Raw genomic sequence first — 21036 nt, forward strand, 5'->3', positions numbered from 1 at the left:
TCTCTAAAAGAAAGTAATACTGTGATTTAATTTAAAGTCTATTATCCATTTGTTTAACCATCTTGTCTTTCCATGCTCTAAAGTCTCCAGCTATGATATGTTTTCTTGCTTCTCGAGTTAACCACAAATAGAAACCTAAGTTGTGTATAGTTGCAATTTGCTTTCCTAATAATTCATTCACATTAAATAAATGACGCAAATACGCTTTACTATATTCTGTATCTACATAGGTAATTCCCATTTCATCAATAGGAGAAAAGTCTTCTCGCCATTTCAAGTTTTTGATATTTATTGATCCATGTGCTGTAAACAACATACCGTTTCTAGCATTACGTGTTGGCATCACACAATCAAACATGTCCACACCAAGCGCAATATTTTCCAAAATATTAATTGGTGTTCCAACCCCCATTAAATAACGTGGCTTATCCCAAGGTAATATATCAGTAACCACTTCTGTCATGGCATACATCTCATCCGCCGGTTCTCCAACAGACAAACCTCCAATAGCATTTCCTTCTGCTCCAACACCCGCAATATATTCTGCAGACTGTTTACGCAAATCCTTATAAGTACTTCCTTGAACAATAGGAAAAAAGGATTGAGAATAATCGTATTTTAATGGTGTTTTTTCCAAATGCGTAATACAACGTTCTAACCAACGGTGTGTCATATGCATAGATCGTCTAGCATAATTATAATCACACGGGTAAGGTGTACATTCATCAAATGCCATAATAATGTCAGCACCAATACTACGTTGTATTTCCATTACATTTTCAGGAGCAAACATATGGTAACTTCCATCGATATGAGATTTAAATTTAACCCCTTCTTCTTTAATTTTATTATTTCCAGATAAAGAATAGACTTGATAACCACCTGAATCAGTCAAAATATTTCTATCCCAATTCATAAATTTATGTAATCCACCTGCTTTTTCTAAAACATCAATTTGAGGTTTTAGGTATAAATGATAGGTGTTTCCTAAAATAATATCAGGGTTTATATCGTCTTTTAGTTCTCTTTGGTGCACACCTTTCACAGAACCAACAGTTCCTACAGGCATAAAAATAGGTGTCTCAATGACACCATGGTCTGTAGTTATTACTCCTGCTCTTGCGTTACTTTGTGTGTCTTTAGCTTTTAAATCGAAAGTCATTTTATCTCTTAAATCTTCTGCCAGCAAATATATATAAGAAAAATACAAAGGGTCCTAAATAGTTGCTAAAATTGAAAAATTTGTTAGCGATTAGTATAAATATCTATAATTGTTAAGAAATCGGCCTATTTCGTTAATAAGTGTCATCAATAATCTTGGTAAAGGCATATTAAAAAACTAATTTTGAACAAAATAATTAACCCATACAACATGGCAAGCACACAACAATTAGAAGATTTAACTACTCAAGTACGTAGAGATATTTTACGTATGGTACACAAAGTAAATTCTGGACACCCAGGAGGTTCATTAGGTTGCGCAGAATTTCTGGTAGCACTTTATCAAGACATAATGGATAGAAAAGAAGGGTTTGATATGGACGGTATTGGAGAGGATCTATTTTTCCTTTCTAATGGTCATATTTCACCTGTATTTTATAGTGTTTTAGCAAGAAGCGGTTATTTCCCTGTAGAAGAATTAAACACCTTTAGATTAATAAATACAAGACTACAAGGACATCCAACAACTCACGAAGGATTACCTGGTATTAGAATTGCGTCAGGATCTTTAGGACAAGGTTTAAGTGTTGCTTTAGGTGCTGCCCAAGCTAAAAAATTAAATGGAGATAAACATCTAGTGTATAGTTTACATGGTGATGGGGAAATGCAAGAAGGTCAAAACTGGGAGGCAATTATGTATGCTTCAGGAAAAAAAGTAGATAACATTATCGCAACTATCGATTTAAATGGTCAGCAAATTGATGGATCTACAGATACTGTTTTACCTATGGGAAGTTTTAGAGCTAAATTTGAAGCTTTTGGATGGACTGTCTTAGACATAGAAGAAGGTAATAGTATTGATGCTATTTTAAAAGGAATGGCTGAAGCTAAAAGTTTAACAGGAAAAGGGAAACCAGTTTGCGTTTTACTTAAAACAGTAATGGGTAATGGCGTAGATTTTATGATGCATACACATGCTTGGCATGGCAAAGCACCAAATGATGAGCAATTAGCTATTGGATTGGAGCAAAACCCTGAAACGTTAGGTGACTATTAATCAACTTGAATTAAGACAAAATGAAAACATATACAAATACAGGTAGTAAAGATACAAGATCAGGTTTTGGAGACGGATTAACAGAATTAGGGAGAACAAATCCTAATGTTGTAGCACTTTGCGCAGATTTAATTGGTTCTTTAAAAATGAATCAGTTTATAGAAGAAAATCCAGAACGTTTTTTTCAAATTGGAATTGCTGAAGCAAACATGATGGGGATTGCAGCAGGTTTAACTATTGGAGGTAAAATTCCTTTTACAGGTACATTTGCTAACTTTTCTACTGGTCGTGTTTACGATCAAATAAGACAAAGTATTGCTTATTCTGATAAAAACGTAAAAATTTGTGCTTCTCATGCCGGTTTAACTTTAGGTGAAGATGGTGCAACGCACCAAATTCTTGAAGATATTGGATTAATGAAAATGCTTCCAGGAATGACTGTAATCAACACTTGTGATTACAATCAAACTAAAGCAGCAACTATAGCTATTGCAGATCACGATGGTCCCGTTTACTTACGTTTTGGACGTCCAAAAGTAGCTAATTTCACAGCTGCTGATCAAAAATTCGAAATTGGAAAAGCCGTCCATTTACAAGAAGGTACAGATGTGACCATCGTTGCTACTGGACATTTAGTTTGGGAAGCATTAGAAGCTGCTAAAGTCTTAAATGAAAGCGGTATTTCTGCGGAGGTCATAAACATTCACACCATAAAACCATTGGATGCTAATGCCATTATTGAATCTGTTAAGAAAACAAAATGTGTTGTTACAGCAGAAGAACATAATAAGCTAGGAGGTTTAGGAGAAAGTGTTTCTAGAATACTATCACAAAATCAACCGACACCTCAAGAGTTTGTTGCTACAGATGATACCTTTGGAGAATCTGGTACACCTGCACAACTTATGGAAAAATATGGTTTAAATGCCGAAGCAATTATTAATGCTTGCGAACGCGTTGTTAAACGAAAATAAACTAAAAACATCACTTATCATAAGCGTTTAAAACTAATAATTTTAAACGCTTTTTTTTGTTCTATAATCAAATTAGAGTTGAGTATTTAAAATATATAGGCATAATAGTCGTTATAATTTGTGTTCATCAAATAAAACATCAATTATGAGAAATTTAATTATAACGTCAATTACAACGCTATTATTTTCGACATGTATTTACGCTCAAACAGAAAGTGGATTTGGCTTTAAAGGCGGATTAAACTATAATGGTAATGGGGATTACTTTGAATCTATTACCAATAATTATCAAAATGCAGATCGAAATATAGGCTACCATATAGGAGTATTTGGTAAATTAGGCTCCAAAATTTATTTTAGACCAGAATTAGTCTACACAGCAACAAAAAGTGATTACGATGCAGGTTCTTTCGAGTTAAAAAAATTAGACGCCCCTTTATTGGTTGGGATTAATATTATAGGCCCCTTTCATCTTTTTGGTGGACCATCACTACAATATATAGTAGATAGTGATTTTCAAAATTCAACAATTAATACTATCGAAAATGATTTTTCTATCGGCCTAAATTTTGGTATTGGCTTTAACCTAAACAAAATTGGTATTGATTTAAGATATGAAAGAGGCTTCAATGATAACGAAGCTACTATTATAAATAACAACATCTCTTCTCTCAACCCTAACAGGCTAGACACAAGACCAGAACAGCTCATACTTAGTTTATCAATAATGCTATAAAATAAAAAAGAGCCACTTTAAAAGTGGCTCTTTTTATTAATATAACTTTTATTTAATTACTAGTTATTATAATCTATTGAGATATTAGCTTCTAAATAATCTGATATACCGTTGTTATCAGAATCTACCAATGTAATAGTTTTAATAGTTATTACCCCATTAACTTCCTCACGTGATGTCTCATACTCGTTAGTTACCAAAACTGGTTCTACATCCCCATTATTAGTATCTACTACATAAACACTTTTCGTAATTTCATCTTTGGTAGAAACACCATCATTATCGTCATCATTATCTATAAAATTAGCAATACCATCATCATCTGTATCTTCATTAAAACCATCTCCATCATTATCTAGATCTTCTAAATAAGAAGGTATAGAGTCTCCATCATAATCAGTAACAATTCTAGTAAGCATGTCAAATTTAAATATTAGCGGATAATAACTAGGTATTGTCGTTGTACCCGATGAAAAATACCCTAAACCTGAAGGTATAAAAACAGCTCCTATCCCAAAATTATGATTCGTAGTTGTACCATCTCCATTTTCGGTATAACCGTCTCTAGTTCTAAATTCAATTAAAGCTTCTCTAAACCCAGTAATTACACCAAATATAGTTCCACTAACAGATGACAGATTAAAAGGGTTATTAACCACATCTGCATTATCAAAAACAGTACCATCCAATAACATTCCTTCATAAGTTACTCCTGCAGCATCTAATGGATGAACAATCTCACCTCGGCCTTCTCTTAAACTCAAATAATAAAGTTTATAATCTATATCATCTTCCGTCACGACTTTACTTAATAATTCAGGTCGGTTAATCAATGGAATAGCATCTAAGTTTCCATTCTCAGAACTAATTGTATCAAAAACAATTTCAAAGTTATCATTAGGTATAGTATAGAGATCCCCAAATCCAAATTCATCATAATTATATGTATGTGTACTAAGGTACTCTTCTATTTCAGCAATATTCTCATCATAAACTTCCTGTCTATCTCTTTCGACAAAAGTCGATGTATCATCGTCATCATCAGAATTACATGCTACAGTTAGCATAAATACGGATAAAAGTGCCAAAGTAATTTTTCTTAATTTCATTATTCTTATTTTTGAAGTTGCAAGATACATTTTAATATAATTTTGTACAATAACGTTAACGTCAATTTTAGAGAATTAATATGCGAATAGATAAATATTTGTGGTGTGTTAGATATTACAAAACTAGAAACATTGCAACCACTGCATGTAAAAAAGGTCATATTAAAATAAATGACCAAGTAGTAAAACCTAGTAGAGATGTCTATCCAACAGACACTATACAATTAAGAAAAGACCAAATTAATTACACATTAACCGTTTTGGATATACCTCCAAACCGTGTTGGAGCCAAATTAGTTGACATGTATAGAGTGGATAAAACACCAAAATCGGCTTTTGAAGCACAAGAATTGCTTAAATTAGCTAAAGACTATTACCGAAAAAAAGGTGTCGGAAGACCCACAAAAAAAGACAGAAGAGATTTAGATAATTTAAACATCGAAAATGAGCAATAACAGTACCAGTGAATTAAAAGATATAATTCTAGACAGCAACGCAATTAATAATAAATTAAGACGAATAGCTTTCCAAATATACGAGGCTAATATTAATGAAAAGGATATTATACTTGCCGGAATTGATGCCAATGGATATATTCTTGCTAAAAAATTAAAAACAATATTATCCAAGATATCCCCCATAACGCCAATACTTTGCAAAATAACTATTGACAAAAAAAATCCACGACTACCAATTAAAACATCTATCCAGCCAGAAGACTACCAAAATAAGTCCGTCGTTTTGATTGATGATGTACTTAACTCTGGAACGACTTTAATATATTGTGTAAAACACTTTTTAAATGTGCCTCTAAAACAATTTAAAACAGCTGTGTTAGTAAATAGAAACCACAAAAAATTCCCTGTCAAGGCTGATTACAAAGGTATCTCTCTATCTACTTCCCTGCATGAGCATGTCCAAGTAGACTTAGAAGGAAAAGATTGGAAAGCTTATTTAAACTAATTGAGAGACTATTTTATTTATAGTCTCTTCTGCAGAAATAGACGACTCAACAACCAAATTAGCTTGATTATAAAAATATGAGCGCTCAAAGATATGCTTAGCAATAAAGTCTCTTAAAGCCTCTTTGGTTTCTAAATGTGCTATTAATGGCCTTGTGCTATCTTTATAAAGTCGATCTGTCAAAACATCTAAACTCGTTTTTAAATAAACCGTCTGAACATTTTCTAACGCATTTAACCAAGTCATGGTATCATAAAAACACGGTGTACCTCCTCCTAAAGAAATAATTGTTTTATCAACTTTAGCAGTTATTTCTTTAAGATATAATTGCTCTAATTTCCTAAAATAGATTTCTCCTTTGGTTTTAAAAATATCAGAAACGCTTAAATTTTCTTTTTTTTCTATGTAGGCATCTAAATCTATAAAATTAAAATCTAACAATTCTGCTGTTTTTACACCGATTGTTGATTTTCCAGAAGCCATATATCCAACTAAAATTAAATTCATTTTTGACGTTATATATTGATTATTAAAATTATACAGAAGCATCACACAAAAAAACAAAAAAAAAATCAAAAATACCCTTGTATTTTTAATAAAAGATTATATATTTGCACCCCGTTACGGAAAAGACTAGTTAGCTCAGTTGGTAGAGCATCTCCCTTTTAAGGAGAGGGTCCTGGGTTCGAGCCCCAGACTGGTCACAATAAAATAATTAAGTAGTATTATTGGTTATTTTATCTTTTTACGAATACAAATATTGACCAGTTAGCTCAGTTGGTAGAGCATCTCCCTTTTAAGGAGAGGGTCCTGGGTTCGAGCCCCAGACTGGTCACTAAAAAAGTTAAGCAATCGCTTAACTTTTTTTTTATCTTTATTTTAAATTAGCGCACGTGGCGGAATTGGTAGACGTGCTAGCTTGAGGGGCTAGTGATTACTTATAATCGTGGAAGTTCGAGTCTTCTCGTGCGCACTTTTCCAAAATCTATTTTATAGTTAATTATTTCAAAATGTTTAACCTTTTAGTGTCTAAACTCGTTTTGTTTAACTAATTTAGCAAAATAATGAACAATATTAAGTCAAAGTTTAGCATTAAAGACCTAGAAAATCTCTCGGGTATCAAAGCACATACCATAAGGATATGGGAAAAACGTTATAATTTATTTGAACCAAACAGAACAGAAACTAATATTAGATATTATAGTTTAGCAAGCCTTCAAAAGATCTTAAATATAAGCTACCTGAACGCTAATGGCTATAAAATATCCAAAATAGCGAATTTAAAAACAGAAGAAATACCTTCTTTAGTAAAAAAAATATCTGAAGATAGTGATAGTAAAAATCACGCTGTTAATATTTTTAAATTAGCGATGATCAACTTTGATCAAACACTTTTCTACAACACGTTTAATGATTTAATAAGTGAATTTTCCTTCAAACACATTTTCTATAACATTTTAGTCCCTTTATTGGATGACATAGGGATACTATGGCAAACAGATACAATCACTGCGGCACACGAACATTTTATAGTCGAATTAATAAAACGTAAAATTTTAATCAACATAGACCATGCGATAAGTACTTCCAATGCTACTAATGATGATACCACATATGTTTTATTCCTACCTGACAATGAAGTGCACGAGTTAGGTTTGTTATATACAAACTACGAAATTATAAATCAAGGCTCGCATACCATCTATTTAGGACAAAGTGTACCAATCGATAGTTTAAAGTTTTTATTATCTCAATATAAAAAGATAACGTTTATTTCCTGCTTTACAGTTAAACCGGAAAAAGACTATATAAATAAGTATTTAGCTGAGTTTAATAAAAAACTTTTAAATAACACTAATAATAATCTGATCATTTCTGGGCGAATGACCGCCTATATTGATTCTGAGGTAAACCCGAAAATAACTGCTTTCAATTCTACAAAAGATGTTATTGAAAGCTTCTAATTTATTTTAATTAATGACTAAAAACATTGCAATTATTGGTTCCGGGTTTTCTGCTCTATCCGCCGCTTGCTATTTGGCTAAAGCAGGTCAAACAGTTACTGTTTTTGAAAAAAATGAAACCGTAGGTGGGCGTTGTAGACAATTTAAAAAAGAAGGTTTTACGTTTGATATTGGACCAAGCTGGTATTGGATGCCTGATATATTTGATAAATTCTTTGCCGATTTTGGTAAAAAGACATCTGATTATTATCAATTGGATAAATTATCTCCAGCTTATAAAATCTTTTTTAAAGATGAAGAAATCACTATTGGAGATACGCTTGATAAAATCTGTATAGAATTTGAGCGCATTGAACCAGGTAGTTCTGTGCAACTTAAAAAATTTATAAAAAAAGCAGGAACAAATTATGATATTGCTATTAATAAAGTCGTTTTAAAACCAGGAATTTCTCCTTTAGAATTGATTACTCCAGAAACAGCACTCCGGGTAGATCAATTTTTTAAAACTATTAGTAGTGATGTTAGAAAAAAATTCAAAAATCCAATGCTCATCTCTACTTTAGAGTTTCCTGTCTTGTTTTTAGGAGCCAAACCAAACAAAACGCCATCGTTCTATAATTTTATGAACTATGCCGATTTTGGTTTAGGCACTTGGCATCCAAAAGGCGGTATGTATGAAATAGTAAAAGCTATGAAAACCTTAGCAGAAACCTTAGGTGTAACATTCAAAACAAACAGTCCGATAACTAAAATTAACGTTACTAATAAAAAAGCAACATCCATAATTGTTAATAAACAAACGCTAGACTTTGATGTTGTATTAAGCGGTGCAGATTACCACCATTCTGAAACACTTTTGGATCAGCAGCATAGACAATATTCAGAAAAATACTGGAGTAAGAAAACATTTGCCCCTTCCTCCCTATTATTCTACATCGGATTTGACAAAAAGTTAAACAACATTCAACATCATAATTTGTTTTTTGATACCAATTTTGAAACCCATGCTGAAGAAATATATGATAACCCAAAATGGCCAACAGATCCATTATTTTATGCTAATTTTCCTTCGACAACAGATAGCAGTATGTCACCAGAAAATTGTGAAACAGGCTTTTTTCTAATACCTATTGCACCAGGTATCGCGGACACACCAAAATTAAGAGCACACTATTTTAACATTATTTTAGAACGCTTTGAAAAATTAACAAAACAAGATGTTAAAAATAATATTATCTTTAAAGAGTCTTTTTGTGTGAGAGATTTTATAAAAGACTACAACTCGTACAAAGGAAATGCATACGGAATGGCTAACACACTACTACAGACTGCATTTTTAAGACCAAAACTAAAAAGTAAAAAAGTAAATAATTTATATTTTACAGGACAACTAACTGTACCAGGTCCAGGCGTGCCACCAGCACTTATTTCTGGAAAACTAGTCGCAGAATTAATTAACAAACACCATAATAATTAAAATGAAATCATTATTCGACGCTGTTTCCTACGATTGTAGCAAAGTGGTTACTACCTCTTATAGTACTTCATTTTCACTAGCAACAAAAATGTTGTCCCAGACAATAAGACAAGATATTTATAATATCTATGGCTTTGTTCGCTTTGCAGACGAGATTGTAGACACTTTCCACGACTATAATAAACAGGATTTATTTGATCGTTTTGAAAATGACCTAGAATTAGCATTACAAGAAAAGATAAGCTTAAACCCTATTCTAAATGCCTTTCAGCACACATATCACAAATGCAATATAGATAAGCATATGGTGGAATCGTTTATGAAAAGCATGCGTTTAGACCTGTCCAAAACTAAATATACAACAGATCAAGAATACAAAGATTATATCTATGGATCTGCTGATGTTGTTGGCTTAATGTGCTTAAAAGTTTTTGTAAAAGGTGATAGCGAAAAATACGAATCGCTTAAAAGTACAGCAATGTCATTAGGGTCTGCTTTTCAAAAAGTGAATTTTTTAAGAGACTTAAAGGCTGACCATGAATTATTGGACAGAACCTATTTTCCTAATACCGATTTAACTAATTTAACAGAAGAAGATAAATTGTTTATTATTCAGGATATCGAAAGTGATTTTGAAGAAGGTTTAAAAGGAATCAAACAATTACCAATCGAAGCTAAATTTGGTGTATTCATGGCTTACCGCTACTACAACCAACTATTAAAAAAATTAAAGAAAACACCAGCTTTAGAAATAAAAAACACACGTATTAGAGTCCCTAATTACAAAAAGGCCGAACTTCTAACACGTAGTTATGTAAAATACCAACTCAATTTATTATAATAATGCAAACAGTATATTGGATATTAGTTTTTTTAGGAACCTTTTCTACAATGGAATTTATGGCGTGGTTTACACACAAATATGTCATGCATGGTTTTTTATGGAGCTTACACAAGGATCACCATCACAAAGATCACGACAGTTGGTTTGAGCGTAATGATGCCTTTTTTATATTTTATGCCATCGTTAGTATGACGTGTTTTTACCTTTGGAGTTATGAAGGCGTATGGTATTGCCTACCCATAGGTCTTGGTATTATGGCCTACGGTGCCGCTTACTTTTTAGTACATGACATTTTTATACACCAACGTTTTAAGTTATTTAGAAACGCAAATAACACCTACGCTAAAGGGGTCCGTCGTGCTCATAAAATGCATCACAAGCATTTAGGAAAAGGAGATGGCGAATGCTTCGGGATGCTTTTTGTTCCCTTTAAATATTTTAAAAAGTAAGCTACAAATTACATGCATAAACCCCATTATGATTACATAATAGTTGGTAATGGATTAGCAGGGCTACAACTAGCTTTAGCATTAGGGAAAGATGACTTTTTTAATGATAAACAAATAGCTCTAATAGATCCTTCTACAAAGTCTAACAATGACAAAACGTGGAGTTTTTGGGAAACAGAAGATAGCACTTGGGACAAATTAGCCTATAAAACTTGGCAAAAAGCTACTATTTATAGTTCAAAAAAAGAAATTAAGCTAAACCTAGATCCTTATACTTATAAAAGTATACGTGCCTTAGATTTTTATAATTATACCAAAGATAATTTAAAACAAAGTGATAACATTCACTTAATAAAAGACACCGTTACAAAAGTATCAGAACAAAACATGGTTACAGTAACCACAAAAACTAATAGTTATACTGCTACTCATGTTTTTGATAGTAGAATCACACCAGATTTTACAACTCAAAACAAAAAATACACCACATTATTACAACACTTTAAAGGTTGGATTATAAAAACAGAACAACCCGTATTTGATGATACACAGATAACAATGATGGACTACCGTTTAAAAGACGGAAATCAAACCACGTTTATGTATGTGTTGCCCTTTTCTAAGACTGAAGCTTTAGTAGAATTTACCTATTTTACAGAAAACACTGTTAACGCCTCGACTTACGATAGTTATATCAAACAATACATTTCTGATTATTTAAAAATTAAAAACTACACCATATCAGAAACTGAATCTGGTGTCATACCAATGACAACATTTCCATTTAGCAACAACAACACCTACAACATTACTAAAATAGGCACTGCTGGAGGTTGGGTAAAACCGTCTACAGGTTATTCTTTTAAACATACTCAGAAAAAAGTAACTAAGATTGTTGCCAATTTAAAAACCAACCAGCCACCTTCTAAAAATCTATTTATATCAAAATATAAATTCTATGATAAAATATTTTTAAAGGTTTTAAAAGACGAAAATTATAAAGGTGAATGGATTTTTGAGCAATACTATAGTAAAAACAATGTAAATACAATGTTTCGCTTTTTAGATGAAGAATCTACTTTTATCGAAGACATAAAAATTATGTGGTCTTTATTCAGCTTTAGCTTTATAAAAGCTTTTTTTAAAACGCTATAAACGCGTATATTTATCTGATGAAAAACATCATCTATTCCCTTCTTATCACACTTCTAGTATCCAACTGTAAAAAAGCTATCAATCGTGACATTATATACAATCCTCCAAAAATAGAAAGTCAGCTAGTTAGTGATGTTTACTTTGGGACCACAATAGACGATCCTTATAGAAACATTGAAAACACCAAAGACAGCACTGTTTTAAAGTGGTATAAATCTCAAACAGAATACACCAATAGCTTTATTGAAAACATAAATAATAGAACCTCTTTTATAGATAACACTTACGAGATCGATAATAGAAAATCTTATTATATAAAAAAGCATCACCTGACAGAAAATGACAATCGTTTTTATTTAAAGAAAAACATTGGAGAAGACTATTACAAATTATATTTCAAAGCTGTTAACGACTCAAGTGAAACACTATTATTTAATCCAAAAGAGTATAAAACAAATACTAAAAACGATTATATAATTAACTATATAAAACCAAGTTGGGATGAAAAGCATGTCGTGGTATCATTATCCTATTCAGGAAAAGAATTATCAGAATTAATTATAATTGATACTAAAACACAAAAACAGCACTCACAAATATTAGACAATGCTTGGCCAAACTCATTTTTAGGGATAAACTGGTTACCAGACAATAGCGGGTTTACTTATTTATATTTAACCAATCCAGATCCTAACAGCAGCAATTTTAAAAACAATAGTCAATCTGTATTATACACTTTAGGTCAAGATCCAAAAAAATTAAATTTTATATTTGGTAATACAACTCACCCTGCATTTAATATTATAAAAAGTGAATATCCATTAACAAAAATAAATGGAGCTAGTGATAAATATATAATTGGTTACCTCGCTGGAGTAGATAATTTTTGGGGCACTTATTATGCAAAAATCGAAGACCTTAAAAAAGGTCATTTAAATTGGAAGCTACTGTATACAAAAGAAGATAAAGTTAAAACTAATAAAGGTATTATTGTTAAAGACCAATTTATATTTATGTCTGGCTCAAATGCTGATAACTTCAAATTAGCTTCTATAAATTTAAATACTTTGAATTTTAAAAATCCACAAATTATTTTTGAAGAAAAGAAAGATGAAGTAATAACCTCCTTTAGGATTAACAATAATGCTATCTATCTAACGACAAGTAAATACGGCATTGAAGCATTCCTCTATCAAATAAAAGATGGAGAAACTAAACAAATTAAATTACCTAAAAAAGCTGGAACCATAAGTATAAGCCATAAATCTATTAATTATGATGATTTATGGGTTTCTATTAGTGGATGGACAAGCTCTAATGAGCGTTATAAATATAATTCTATAACAAATAAATTTACAGAAGACTACTTAACAGATAAAGTAGAATATCCTGAATTTAAAAATATAATCATTGAAGAAATTAGTATTCCTTCACACGATGGGGCTTTAGTACCTATTTCTATTATTTATAATAAAGATATAGAAAGAAATAGTAATAATCCTTCATTCTTTTATGGTTATGGCGCGTATGGAGATGGCATCAATCCATTTTTCTCACCAACCTTTTTATACTACGTACAAGAAGGTGGTGTTCTATGCATACCCCATGTTAGAGGAGGAGGAGAAAAAGGTGAAGAATGGAGAAAAGGTGGTTTTAAAAAGACTAAGCCAAACACATGGAAAGATCTAATAGCTGCTGTTGAATATCTTATTGATAATAAGTACACTTCCAAAAACAAGACTGCGATTTATAGTAGTAGTGCCGGAGGAATAATGGTTGGAAGAGCAATGACAGAGCGTCCAGATTTATTTGCGGCTGTAATATCTGAAGTTGGTGAATTAAATCCTATTAGAACGGAAGTTCAACCAGGAGCAGGCGGTTCTAATATTAGGGAATTTGGTAATGTAAAAGATTCTACCGAATGTATGGCTTTACTAGAAATGGATGCGTATCTACATATAAAAGATAGCACAAATTATCCAGCAACTTATTTAACCGTTGGAATGAACGACCCTAGAGTTGTCCCTTGGGAAAGCGGAAAATTTGCTGCAAGACTACAAAATACTAACCTATTAACAAAACCGGTGTTTTTATATGCCGATTTTGAGTCAGGACATAGCGGTAGTTATGGTAAAAAGTCATATGAAGAATGGGGGAATGTTTTAACTTTTGCTCTTTGGCAAACAGGTCATCCCAAGTATCAACTTAAAAAAGATTAATTGAGTAAATCATTAATTGCCTCTTTTACCGAATCACTATTCCAATTAGCTGCTCCATTTTTGTCAATTACGATAGCACCTTTTTGATTGATCAAAAATGTATGCGGAATGCTACTTACCTTAAATTGATTGATTATTGGAGTCTCTAAAGGCGTATAAACCTTAAAATTGTAACCGTTTTTATCCATAAATGCTTTAATGGTTTCCTTTTTTTCGTTGGATACAAATACAAATTCAATTTTATCGCTATAAGCTTCATATAATTTTTGCATACTCGGTAATTCGGCTATACACGGTGGACACCAAGTTGCCCAAAAGCTGACAAGTACGATTTTGTTTTCCGCTTGACGGAAATTATACACGCCACCATTCAGGTCTACTAAATTCCAATTATAATTGGTGATTCGCTCTCGCTTTGAATCGGTTTCAATACTGGGCGAAAATAACGCCAAGCCTTTATGGAGTTGTATTTGAATAAATTGCCTACTAGCTGGAATAATTAATAAGACTATAATCAGTCCAAAAACTATATTTTTAAATGTAATCTTAGGTTTTTGCATAAGTCTAAAAAATAAGAAGCACCTAATACAATTAGGTGCTTCAAATCTAACAAAAAAACAATTAAGAATTATCTGTTTACTGTCCCAGTTAATGATTGCACTGGTCCTGCTCCCATAGTTATAGAAGTACGCAATGCTGCATCCGTAGCCACATCTTTTAATAAAGGCTTTAAAACAAATGGAGCTGTACTGTTATCAGGACTTGGCTCTACAGATACTACAATCGTAGTTCCTCTTAAATCCGTTGGAAACGTAAATCCTGCTGGTGCATTTTGTAAGAAATCTTCACCTGGATATCCTGGGCCATTACCGGCGTCACCTTTAAAAGGAGACGTTGCTGCATTATCATCTGCCATAGAAGCATCTGTAAAAGTTCCTGTACTTATTGGTGTACCGTTTATTAAAGCCCATCCTTCATATTTCCATCCATCAGAAAGTTCTGGTAAATTTAATCCTGTTACAGGTATTCCCGAAGCGTTATCTAAAAACCAAACGCCACTTTCTTCATTTGTATCATCCATATCTGTAGGTGTCGCTAAAATAAATGCTCCTGCCGCTGTAGAAAAATCTGCTACTAAGTTAGAATTCACACTTGCTGAGCTTCCTGAAAAATCTCCTGATAACACTTTAGTTGCTGCTGGTGCTGGATCTGGATCGTTTGTTGGCTCAATAGATAAAACAAAAGCAGTAGCTGAAGCTAATTGCGTGCTTGATACTGAAAATGTTTTTGGAAATGTGTCCACATCACTAAATGTCCCTGTAGATACAGGTGCTCCGTTCACTATTACCCATCCTTCATATACAAAGTCGTCTCCAAGTGGGTCTAGTCCTGTAAGATTTAGTGTTAATTCTGATGTTTCCACCTGTGTTGTCGCATCATCATCGTCACTACATGACACACTTAATACACCAAGAGCCATTACAGCTAAATACATTTTTTTAATCATAATTTTGGTTTTAATTAATTAAACAATTTTTATTACAACTGTCGCTTCTTAAAATGAATCCTTACATATTTAACAAAAATAAATCCTAAAATTTAATTTAGGAGCTTTAATATCTATAATTTGATAGATTATGCGTTATTCTCTTTTTTAATTAAGTTAAGCGCACTTCCTTCGTTATACCAAGCAATTTGCGCTTCGTTATACGTATGATTAACAACTACTGTATCTTTAGTTCCATCGGCATGAACAACCTCAATTGTTAATGGTTTACCAGGAGCAAATTCGTTTAAATCTACAAAGTTGAATGTATCATCTTCTAAAATTAAATCGTAATCCGCTTCATTATTAAATGTTAATCCTAACATTCCTTGTTTTTTAAGGTTTGTTTCGTGGATACGTGCAAAAGATTTTACAATTACTGCCACAACTCCAAGATGTCTTGGCTCCATAGCTGCATGTTCTCTAGAAGAACCTTCTCCATAATTATGGTCTCCAACGACTATAGTTTTAACACCAGCAGCTTTATAAGCTCTTGCTGTATCTGGCACACCTCCAAACTCTCCTGTTAATTGATTTTTAACAAAGTTTGTCTTCTTACCAAATGCGTTAACAGCACCGATTAAACAATTATTAGAAATATTATCTAAATGCCCTCTAAAACGTAACCAAGGTCCAGCCATACTAATATGGTCTGTTGTACATTTCCCAAAAGCCTTTATTAATAATTTAGCACCAGAAATATCACTTCCAATTGGTGTAAATGGTGTTAATAATTGTAATCTTTCAGAATCCGAAGCTACTTTTACTTCCACGCCACTACCATCTTCATCAGGAGCTAAGTAACCATTTTCTTTAACTTCAAACCCTTTTGGAGGTAATTCCCATCCTGTTGGCTCATCAAACATTACTTCTTGCCCCTCTTCGTTCAATAACGAATCCGTTAAAGGATTAAAGTCTAAACGACCAGCAATTGCAATAGCAGCTGTAATCTCTGGAGACGCTACAAAAGCATGTGTATTTGGGTTACCATCTGCACGTTTTGCAAAATTTCTATTAAACGAATGCACAATACTGTTTTTAGGTGCATTTTTAGGATCACTATATCTAGCCCATTGTCCAATACATGGACCACAAGCATTCGTAAATATTTTAGCATCTAACTTTTCAAAGATTCCTAAAATACCATCTCTATCTGCTGTATAACGTACTTGCTCAGAACCAGGATTAATCCCTAATTCTGCTTTCATTTTTATACCTTTATCTAAAGCCTGTTGTGCAATAGAAGATGCACGCGATAAATCTTCGTAAGACGAGTTAGTACAAGAACCAATAAGTCCCCATTCTACTTGTAAAGGCCATTCGTTAGCTGTAGCCTTTTCACCCATAGTTTTACCAACTGGTGTTGATAAATCTGGAGTAAAAGGTCCATTTAATAATGGTCCTAATTCTGATAAATTAATATCTATGACTTGATCAAAATAATTTTCTGGATTAGCATATACTTCAGCATCTGCAGTTAAATAGTCTTTAACTTGATTTGCTGCATCAGCGACATCTGCTCTATCTGTAGCACGTAAATAACGTTCCATAGACTCGTCATATCCAAAAGTAGACGTTGTTGCACCTATTTCTGCACCCATGTTACAAATAGTCCCTTTTCCGGTACAAGACATAGATTTAGCACCTTCACCAAAGTATTCAACAATGGCTCCTGTTCCTCCTTTAGCAGAAACAATACCAGCCACTTTTAATATGACATCTTTTGGTGCCGTCCAACCAGATAATTTACCGGTTAACCTTACCCCTATTAATTTAGGAAATTTAAGTTCCCATGCCATACCTGCCATTACGTCTACAGCATCAGCACCACCAACACCAATAGCTACCATACCTAAACCACCAGCATTTACTGTGTGCGAATCAGTACCAATCATCATTCCTCCTGGAAATGCATAATTTTCTAAAACGACTTGATGAATAATTCCAGCTCCTGGTTTCCAAAAACCAATACCGTATTTATTAGACACAGACTCTAAGAAGTTAAAAACTTCACTACTCACACTATTAGCGTGTTTTAAATCAGTTGTAGCACCATCCTTAGCTTGAATCAAGTGATCACAATGTACCGTTGTCGGCACTGCAACATTATCTTTTCCTGCTTGCATAAACTGCAATAAAGCCATTTGAGCTGTTGCATCCTGACAAGCGATCCTATCTGGAGCAAAATCCACATAGTCTTTACCCCTTACAAAAGCGGTATTAGGTGTTCCATCCCAAAGGTGAGAATACAAAATCTTTTCAGAAAGCGTTAAAGGTTTACCGACAACTTTACGCGCTGCATCAACACGTTCCGTCATTTTAGAGTAAACACCTTTAATCATATCGATATCAAATGCCATAAATTTTATTTTTTTTAAATTCTACTTTAATCCTTACAAGATACGAAATATAGAGAGACTTTAAAAGCATCAATAATAGTATAGATTGATTCTAATATAAGTTATTTATATGCTAAAATTATTTAAAGTTCACGCATAAAAAAGCCCGAATCTAAGATTCGGGCTTTTTAATATATTTATTAAGTTGTTATGCTAACACTAACTTCTTTTTAGAAGGTTTAAAACTAGTTAATACGATGCCATCAACTGCAGCTTCATATTCAGCCATTGTAGGTGTTCTTCCTAAAATGGTAGACAATACCACTACTGGTGTAGAAGACAACAACGATTCTCCTTTCTTTTCTCCTGAATCTTTTACAACTCGACCTTGGAATAAACGTGTAGAAGTCGCCATTACCGTATCTCCTGGTTCAGCTTTTTCTTGATTCCCCATACAAAGGTTACATCCTGGACGCTCTAAATATAACATGTTTTCGTATTTAGTACGTGCTTCTCCCTTAGGTGCATCATCATTAAATTCGAATCCTGAATATTTAGTTAATATATCCCAATCACCTTCCGCTTTTAGCTCATCCACAATATTATAAGTTGGAGGTGCCACTACTAATGGTGCTTTAAATTCTACTTTACCATGTAGCGCCTCTATATTCTTCAGCATTTGCGCTAAAATTTGCATATCCCCTTTATGGATCATACAAGATCCAATAAATCCTAAATCCACGGTTTTAGTTCCTCCGTAGTAAGATAAAGGTCTGATATTATCGTGTGTATAACGTTTTGAGACGTCTTCATTGTTTACATCAGGATCAGCAATCATTGGTTCAGCAATTTCATCTAAATCAACAACAACTTCTGCAAAATAATTAGCATCCGCATCTGGTTTTAAAGCTGGTTTAGCACCTGACTTTAATTCTTCAATTCTAGCATTCGCTTTTTCAACTAAACCTTTAAGCATTTGCTTTTCGTTATCCATTCCCTTATCAATCATGATTTGGATACGACCTCTTGCAATTTCTAAAGATTCAATTAAAGTCTCTTCTTCTGAGATACAGATAGACGCTTTAGCTTTCATTTCTGCAGTCCAATCTGTAAATGTAAACGCTTGATCAGCTGTAAGTGTACCTAAGTGCACTTCAATAATTCTACCTTGGAAAACGTTATCTCCACCAAACTGATGTAACATCTGCTCTTGCGTAGCATGAACTACATCACGGAAATCCATAAATGATTTCATTTCTCCTTTAAAAGTTACTTTTACAGATTCTGGGATTGGCATCGTCGCTTCACCTGTCGCTAATGCTAACGCCACTGTACCTGAATCGGCTCCAAAAGCAACACCTTTAGACATACGTGTGTGAGAATCTCCTCCAATAATAATATCCCAATCATCCACAGCAAGATCATTTAAAACCTTGTGTATTACATCGGTCATTGCATGATATTTTCCTTTAGGGTCACGCGCCGTAATTAATCCGAAGTCATTCATAAAGGTCATTAACCTTGGTATGTTAGCTTTAGACTTATCATCCCAAACAGAAGCTGTATGACACCCTGATTGGTATCCTGCATCCACAATTGGAGAAATAATAGTCGCTGCCATCATTTCTAATTCTTGAGACGTCATTAAACCTGTAGTATCTTGTGATCCAACAATGTTTACTTCTACTCTTACATTAGATCCTGCATGTAATGTTTTACCTGGAGTTGTTCCTACAGCATTTTTGTTGAAGATTTTTTCAACAGCTGTTAGACCTTGTCCATCAATAGACACTTCTTTAGAAGTCGCATATACTTGAGGGATGTCAATTTCTAATATTTTACACGCTATAGTTTGTACTTTCTTTCCAAAAACAACTGCATAAGATCCACCCGCTTTAATAAACTCCATTTTTGGTGGTGTTAAAGCAGTAGAGATATCTTTTAACTCTTTGTCTCCGTTATATAATTTTTTAGTTTTTGTATTTATAGTTAAAACCGTACCTGTTTCTACAGAATAGGTTTGTTTTAAAACTGGCTCACCATCTGCATCTACTACAGTGTTACCATCAGCATCTTTTTGTTTTTCCCAATTTTTTAAATCGATACCAATACCACCAGTTACCCCAACCGTAGTTAAGAAAATCGGAGCAATACCATTTGTCCCAGCTATTACCGGTGCAAAATTGATAAAAGGTACATATTTACTAAACGGAACTCCGGTCCATAACGCCACGTTATTTACACCAGACATTCTAGAAGACCCTACTCCCATTGTTCCTTTTTCTGCGATTAACATCACACGTTTATCAGGATGTTGCTCTTTTAAAGCTAACAATTGATTCTGCATGTCTTTGTTATGCTCAAACATACATTGCCCATGTAATTCACGATCTGATCTTGAGTGTGCATCAGCACCTGGAGACAATAAATCTGTAGAGATATCACCTACACCAGCGACAAAGGTTACAATTTCAATTTCTTCATCAACTTCTGGAAGTTTTGTAAAAAATTCGGCTTGTGCATAGCTCTCTAACAATTCTTTTGCAATCGTATTTCCTGCTTTAAAAGCCTTCTCTAAAAGCGCCATATCTGCTTCGTATAAAAACACTTGTGTCTTTAATACTTTTGCAGCTTCTGTAGCAATAGCAACATCGTTTCCTAAAGCTAAATCTAATAATACATCAATTGATGGACCCCCTTTCATGTGTGACAATTGCTCAAAAGCAAACGCAGGTGTCATTTCTTCAACTACAGTTTCACCTAAAATAATTTCCTTTAAAAACTTTGCTTTTACTCCTGCAGCACTCGTTGTTCCAGGTAAAACATTGTAGATAAAAAAGTTAAGAGACTCTTCTCTATATGGGTTATTTACATCAACAATTTGAGTAATAATGTTGCTAAGTAATTCAGCACCATCAATAGGTTTAGGATGAAGTCCAAGTACTTTCCTGTCTTCAATCTCTTTTAGGTAATCTTTATAAGTGTTCATATAGTAATTAAAAGGATTATTTTTGAATCATAAACGTCCAATCAAGCTAACCTT

At 33.2% G+C, this 21036-nt stretch carries 18 protein-coding genes and 3 tRNA genes; 14 read left to right on the forward strand and 7 right to left on the reverse strand.

Annotated features, from left to right (window positions below):
* Positions 1-31 precede the first annotated feature (31 nt).
* Positions 32-1162: a tRNA guanosine(34) transglycosylase Tgt gene (tgt, locus tag E9099_RS00650; protein WP_136581830.1), complete on the reverse strand. Its 1131-nt coding sequence runs from the start codon at positions 1160-1162 to the stop codon at positions 32-34.
* Positions 1163-1372: 210 nt separating this feature from the next.
* Between tgt and E9099_RS00655 the strand changes: the two genes are divergently transcribed.
* From E9099_RS00655 to E9099_RS00665, 3 genes are all read left to right on the forward strand, one after another.
* A complete protein-coding gene (locus E9099_RS00655; RefSeq protein WP_136585098.1) occupies positions 1373-2218 on the forward strand; it encodes a transketolase in 846 nt (281 codons plus the stop codon).
* Between the two features lie 20 nt (positions 2219-2238).
* The gene (locus E9099_RS00660) at positions 2239-3192 is read left to right on the forward strand and encodes a transketolase family protein (RefSeq protein WP_136581831.1); all 954 of its coding nucleotides are present in this window, start codon (positions 2239-2241) and stop codon (positions 3190-3192) included.
* A gap of 145 nt (positions 3193-3337) precedes the next feature.
* Complete coding sequence (locus E9099_RS00665; protein WP_136581832.1) at positions 3338-3928, forward strand: outer membrane beta-barrel protein; 591 nt, start codon at positions 3338-3340, stop codon at positions 3926-3928.
* Between the two features lie 59 nt (positions 3929-3987).
* Here E9099_RS00665 and E9099_RS00670 read toward each other — a convergent pair whose 3' ends face one another.
* The gene (locus E9099_RS00670; RefSeq protein ID WP_136581833.1) at positions 3988-5037 is read right to left on the reverse strand and encodes an FKBP-type peptidyl-prolyl cis-trans isomerase; all 1050 of its coding nucleotides are present in this window, start codon (positions 5035-5037) and stop codon (positions 3988-3990) included.
* Between the two features lie 80 nt (positions 5038-5117).
* On the opposite strand from E9099_RS00670, the gene E9099_RS00675 reads away from it, so the two are divergent.
* On the forward strand, positions 5118-5492 hold the full coding sequence (locus tag E9099_RS00675; RefSeq protein ID WP_136581834.1) for an RNA-binding S4 domain-containing protein: 375 nt from the start codon (positions 5118-5120) through the stop codon (positions 5490-5492).
* Complete coding sequence (locus tag E9099_RS00680) at positions 5482-6000, forward strand: phosphoribosyltransferase family protein (protein WP_136581835.1); 519 nt, start codon at positions 5482-5484, stop codon at positions 5998-6000. The genes E9099_RS00675 and E9099_RS00680 overlap by 11 nt, the downstream gene beginning before the upstream one ends.
* Here the strand turns inward: E9099_RS00680 and E9099_RS00685 are convergent.
* Positions 5992-6507: a shikimate kinase gene (locus tag E9099_RS00685; RefSeq protein WP_136581836.1), complete on the reverse strand. Its 516-nt coding sequence runs from the start codon at positions 6505-6507 to the stop codon at positions 5992-5994. The genes E9099_RS00680 and E9099_RS00685 overlap by 9 nt on opposite strands.
* Before the next feature lie 124 nt (positions 6508-6631).
* On the opposite strand from E9099_RS00685, the gene E9099_RS00690 reads away from it, so the two are divergent.
* From E9099_RS00690 to E9099_RS00730, 9 genes are all read left to right on the forward strand, one after another.
* Positions 6632-6704, forward strand: a tRNA-Lys gene (locus tag E9099_RS00690).
* A 58-nt stretch (positions 6705-6762) separates the two neighbouring features.
* Positions 6763-6835, forward strand: a tRNA-Lys gene (locus E9099_RS00695).
* Positions 6836-6887: 52 nt separating this feature from the next.
* Positions 6888-6973 (forward strand) — tRNA-Leu (locus E9099_RS00700).
* 91 nt (positions 6974-7064) lie between these two features.
* The gene (locus tag E9099_RS00705; protein ID WP_136581837.1) at positions 7065-7964 is read left to right on the forward strand and encodes a MerR family transcriptional regulator; all 900 of its coding nucleotides are present in this window, start codon (positions 7065-7067) and stop codon (positions 7962-7964) included.
* Positions 7965-7977: 13 nt separating this feature from the next.
* Positions 7978-9441 (forward strand): phytoene desaturase family protein, encoded by a 1464-nt coding sequence (locus E9099_RS00710; protein ID WP_136581838.1) that lies wholly within the window; start codon positions 7978-7980, stop codon positions 9439-9441.
* A 1-nt stretch (position 9442) separates the two neighbouring features.
* Entirely contained in the window at positions 9443-10282 is an 840-nt protein-coding gene (locus tag E9099_RS00715; RefSeq protein ID WP_136581839.1) for a phytoene/squalene synthase family protein, read from the forward strand.
* A gap of 2 nt (positions 10283-10284) precedes the next feature.
* Positions 10285-10734 (forward strand): sterol desaturase family protein, encoded by a 450-nt coding sequence (locus E9099_RS00720; RefSeq protein ID WP_101018023.1) that lies wholly within the window; start codon positions 10285-10287, stop codon positions 10732-10734.
* Positions 10735-10746: 12 nt separating this feature from the next.
* Entirely contained in the window at positions 10747-11889 is a 1143-nt protein-coding gene (locus E9099_RS00725; protein WP_136581840.1) for a lycopene cyclase family protein, read from the forward strand.
* A gap of 17 nt (positions 11890-11906) precedes the next feature.
* A complete protein-coding gene (locus tag E9099_RS00730) occupies positions 11907-14108 on the forward strand; it encodes a prolyl oligopeptidase family serine peptidase (RefSeq protein WP_136581841.1) in 2202 nt (733 codons plus the stop codon).
* Here the strand turns inward: E9099_RS00730 and E9099_RS00735 are convergent.
* From E9099_RS00735 to E9099_RS00750, 4 genes are all read right to left on the reverse strand, one after another.
* Entirely contained in the window at positions 14105-14668 is a 564-nt protein-coding gene (locus tag E9099_RS00735; protein WP_136581842.1) for a TlpA family protein disulfide reductase, read from the reverse strand. The two genes, E9099_RS00730 and E9099_RS00735, sit on opposite strands and share 4 nt — an antisense overlap.
* A 68-nt stretch (positions 14669-14736) precedes the next feature.
* The gene (locus tag E9099_RS00740; protein WP_136581843.1) at positions 14737-15615 is read right to left on the reverse strand and encodes an anti-sigma factor; all 879 of its coding nucleotides are present in this window, start codon (positions 15613-15615) and stop codon (positions 14737-14739) included.
* 128 nt (positions 15616-15743) lie between these two features.
* Positions 15744-18014, reverse strand: a complete 2271-nt coding sequence (locus E9099_RS00745; protein ID WP_136581844.1) for an aconitate hydratase — start codon at positions 18012-18014, stop codon at positions 15744-15746.
* 187 nt (positions 18015-18201) lie between these two features.
* Complete coding sequence (locus E9099_RS00750; RefSeq protein ID WP_136581845.1) at positions 18202-20982, reverse strand: bifunctional aconitate hydratase 2/2-methylisocitrate dehydratase; 2781 nt, start codon at positions 20980-20982, stop codon at positions 18202-18204.
* Between the last annotated feature and the right edge of the window lie 54 nt (positions 20983-21036).

The sequence above is a fragment of the Psychroserpens sp. NJDZ02 genome, assembly GCF_004843725.1.
Lineage (GTDB): Bacteria > Bacteroidota > Bacteroidia > Flavobacteriales > Flavobacteriaceae > Olleya.

Excerpts from the sequence above, each read along its gene's own strand:
- E9099_RS00735 (WP_136581842.1), bottom strand. The coding sequence starts at position 14,668 with ATGCAAAAACCTAAGATTACATTTAAAAATATAGTTTTTGGACTGATT.
- E9099_RS00675 (WP_136581834.1), top strand. The coding sequence starts at position 5,118 with ATGCGAATAGATAAATATTTGTGGTGTGTTAGATATTACAAAACTAGA.
- E9099_RS00740 (WP_136581843.1), bottom strand. The coding sequence starts at position 15,615 with ATGATTAAAAAAATGTATTTAGCTGTAATGGCTCTTGGTGTATTAAGT.
- E9099_RS00715 (WP_136581839.1), top strand. The coding sequence starts at position 9,443 with ATGAAATCATTATTCGACGCTGTTTCCTACGATTGTAGCAAAGTGGTT.
- E9099_RS00725 (WP_136581840.1), top strand. The coding sequence starts at position 10,747 with ATGCATAAACCCCATTATGATTACATAATAGTTGGTAATGGATTAGCA.
- E9099_RS00670 (WP_136581833.1), bottom strand. The coding sequence starts at position 5,037 with ATGAAATTAAGAAAAATTACTTTGGCACTTTTATCCGTATTTATGCTA.
- E9099_RS00665 (WP_136581832.1), top strand. The coding sequence starts at position 3,338 with ATGAGAAATTTAATTATAACGTCAATTACAACGCTATTATTTTCGACA.
- E9099_RS00745 (WP_136581844.1), bottom strand. The coding sequence starts at position 18,014 with ATGGCATTTGATATCGATATGATTAAAGGTGTTTACTCTAAAATGACG.
- E9099_RS00660 (WP_136581831.1), top strand. The coding sequence starts at position 2,239 with ATGAAAACATATACAAATACAGGTAGTAAAGATACAAGATCAGGTTTT.
- E9099_RS00655 (WP_136585098.1), top strand. The coding sequence starts at position 1,373 with ATGGCAAGCACACAACAATTAGAAGATTTAACTACTCAAGTACGTAGA.
- E9099_RS00710 (WP_136581838.1), top strand. The coding sequence starts at position 7,978 with ATGACTAAAAACATTGCAATTATTGGTTCCGGGTTTTCTGCTCTATCC.
- E9099_RS00685 (WP_136581836.1), bottom strand. The coding sequence starts at position 6,507 with ATGAATTTAATTTTAGTTGGATATATGGCTTCTGGAAAATCAACAATC.
- E9099_RS00730 (WP_136581841.1), top strand. The coding sequence starts at position 11,907 with ATGAAAAACATCATCTATTCCCTTCTTATCACACTTCTAGTATCCAAC.
- E9099_RS00680 (WP_136581835.1), top strand. The coding sequence starts at position 5,482 with ATGAGCAATAACAGTACCAGTGAATTAAAAGATATAATTCTAGACAGC.
- E9099_RS00750 (WP_136581845.1), bottom strand. The coding sequence starts at position 20,982 with ATGAACACTTATAAAGATTACCTAAAAGAGATTGAAGACAGGAAAGTA.
- E9099_RS00720 (WP_101018023.1), top strand. The coding sequence starts at position 10,285 with ATGCAAACAGTATATTGGATATTAGTTTTTTTAGGAACCTTTTCTACA.
- E9099_RS00705 (WP_136581837.1), top strand. The coding sequence starts at position 7,065 with ATGAACAATATTAAGTCAAAGTTTAGCATTAAAGACCTAGAAAATCTC.
- tgt (WP_136581830.1), bottom strand. The coding sequence starts at position 1,162 with ATGACTTTCGATTTAAAAGCTAAAGACACACAAAGTAACGCAAGAGCA.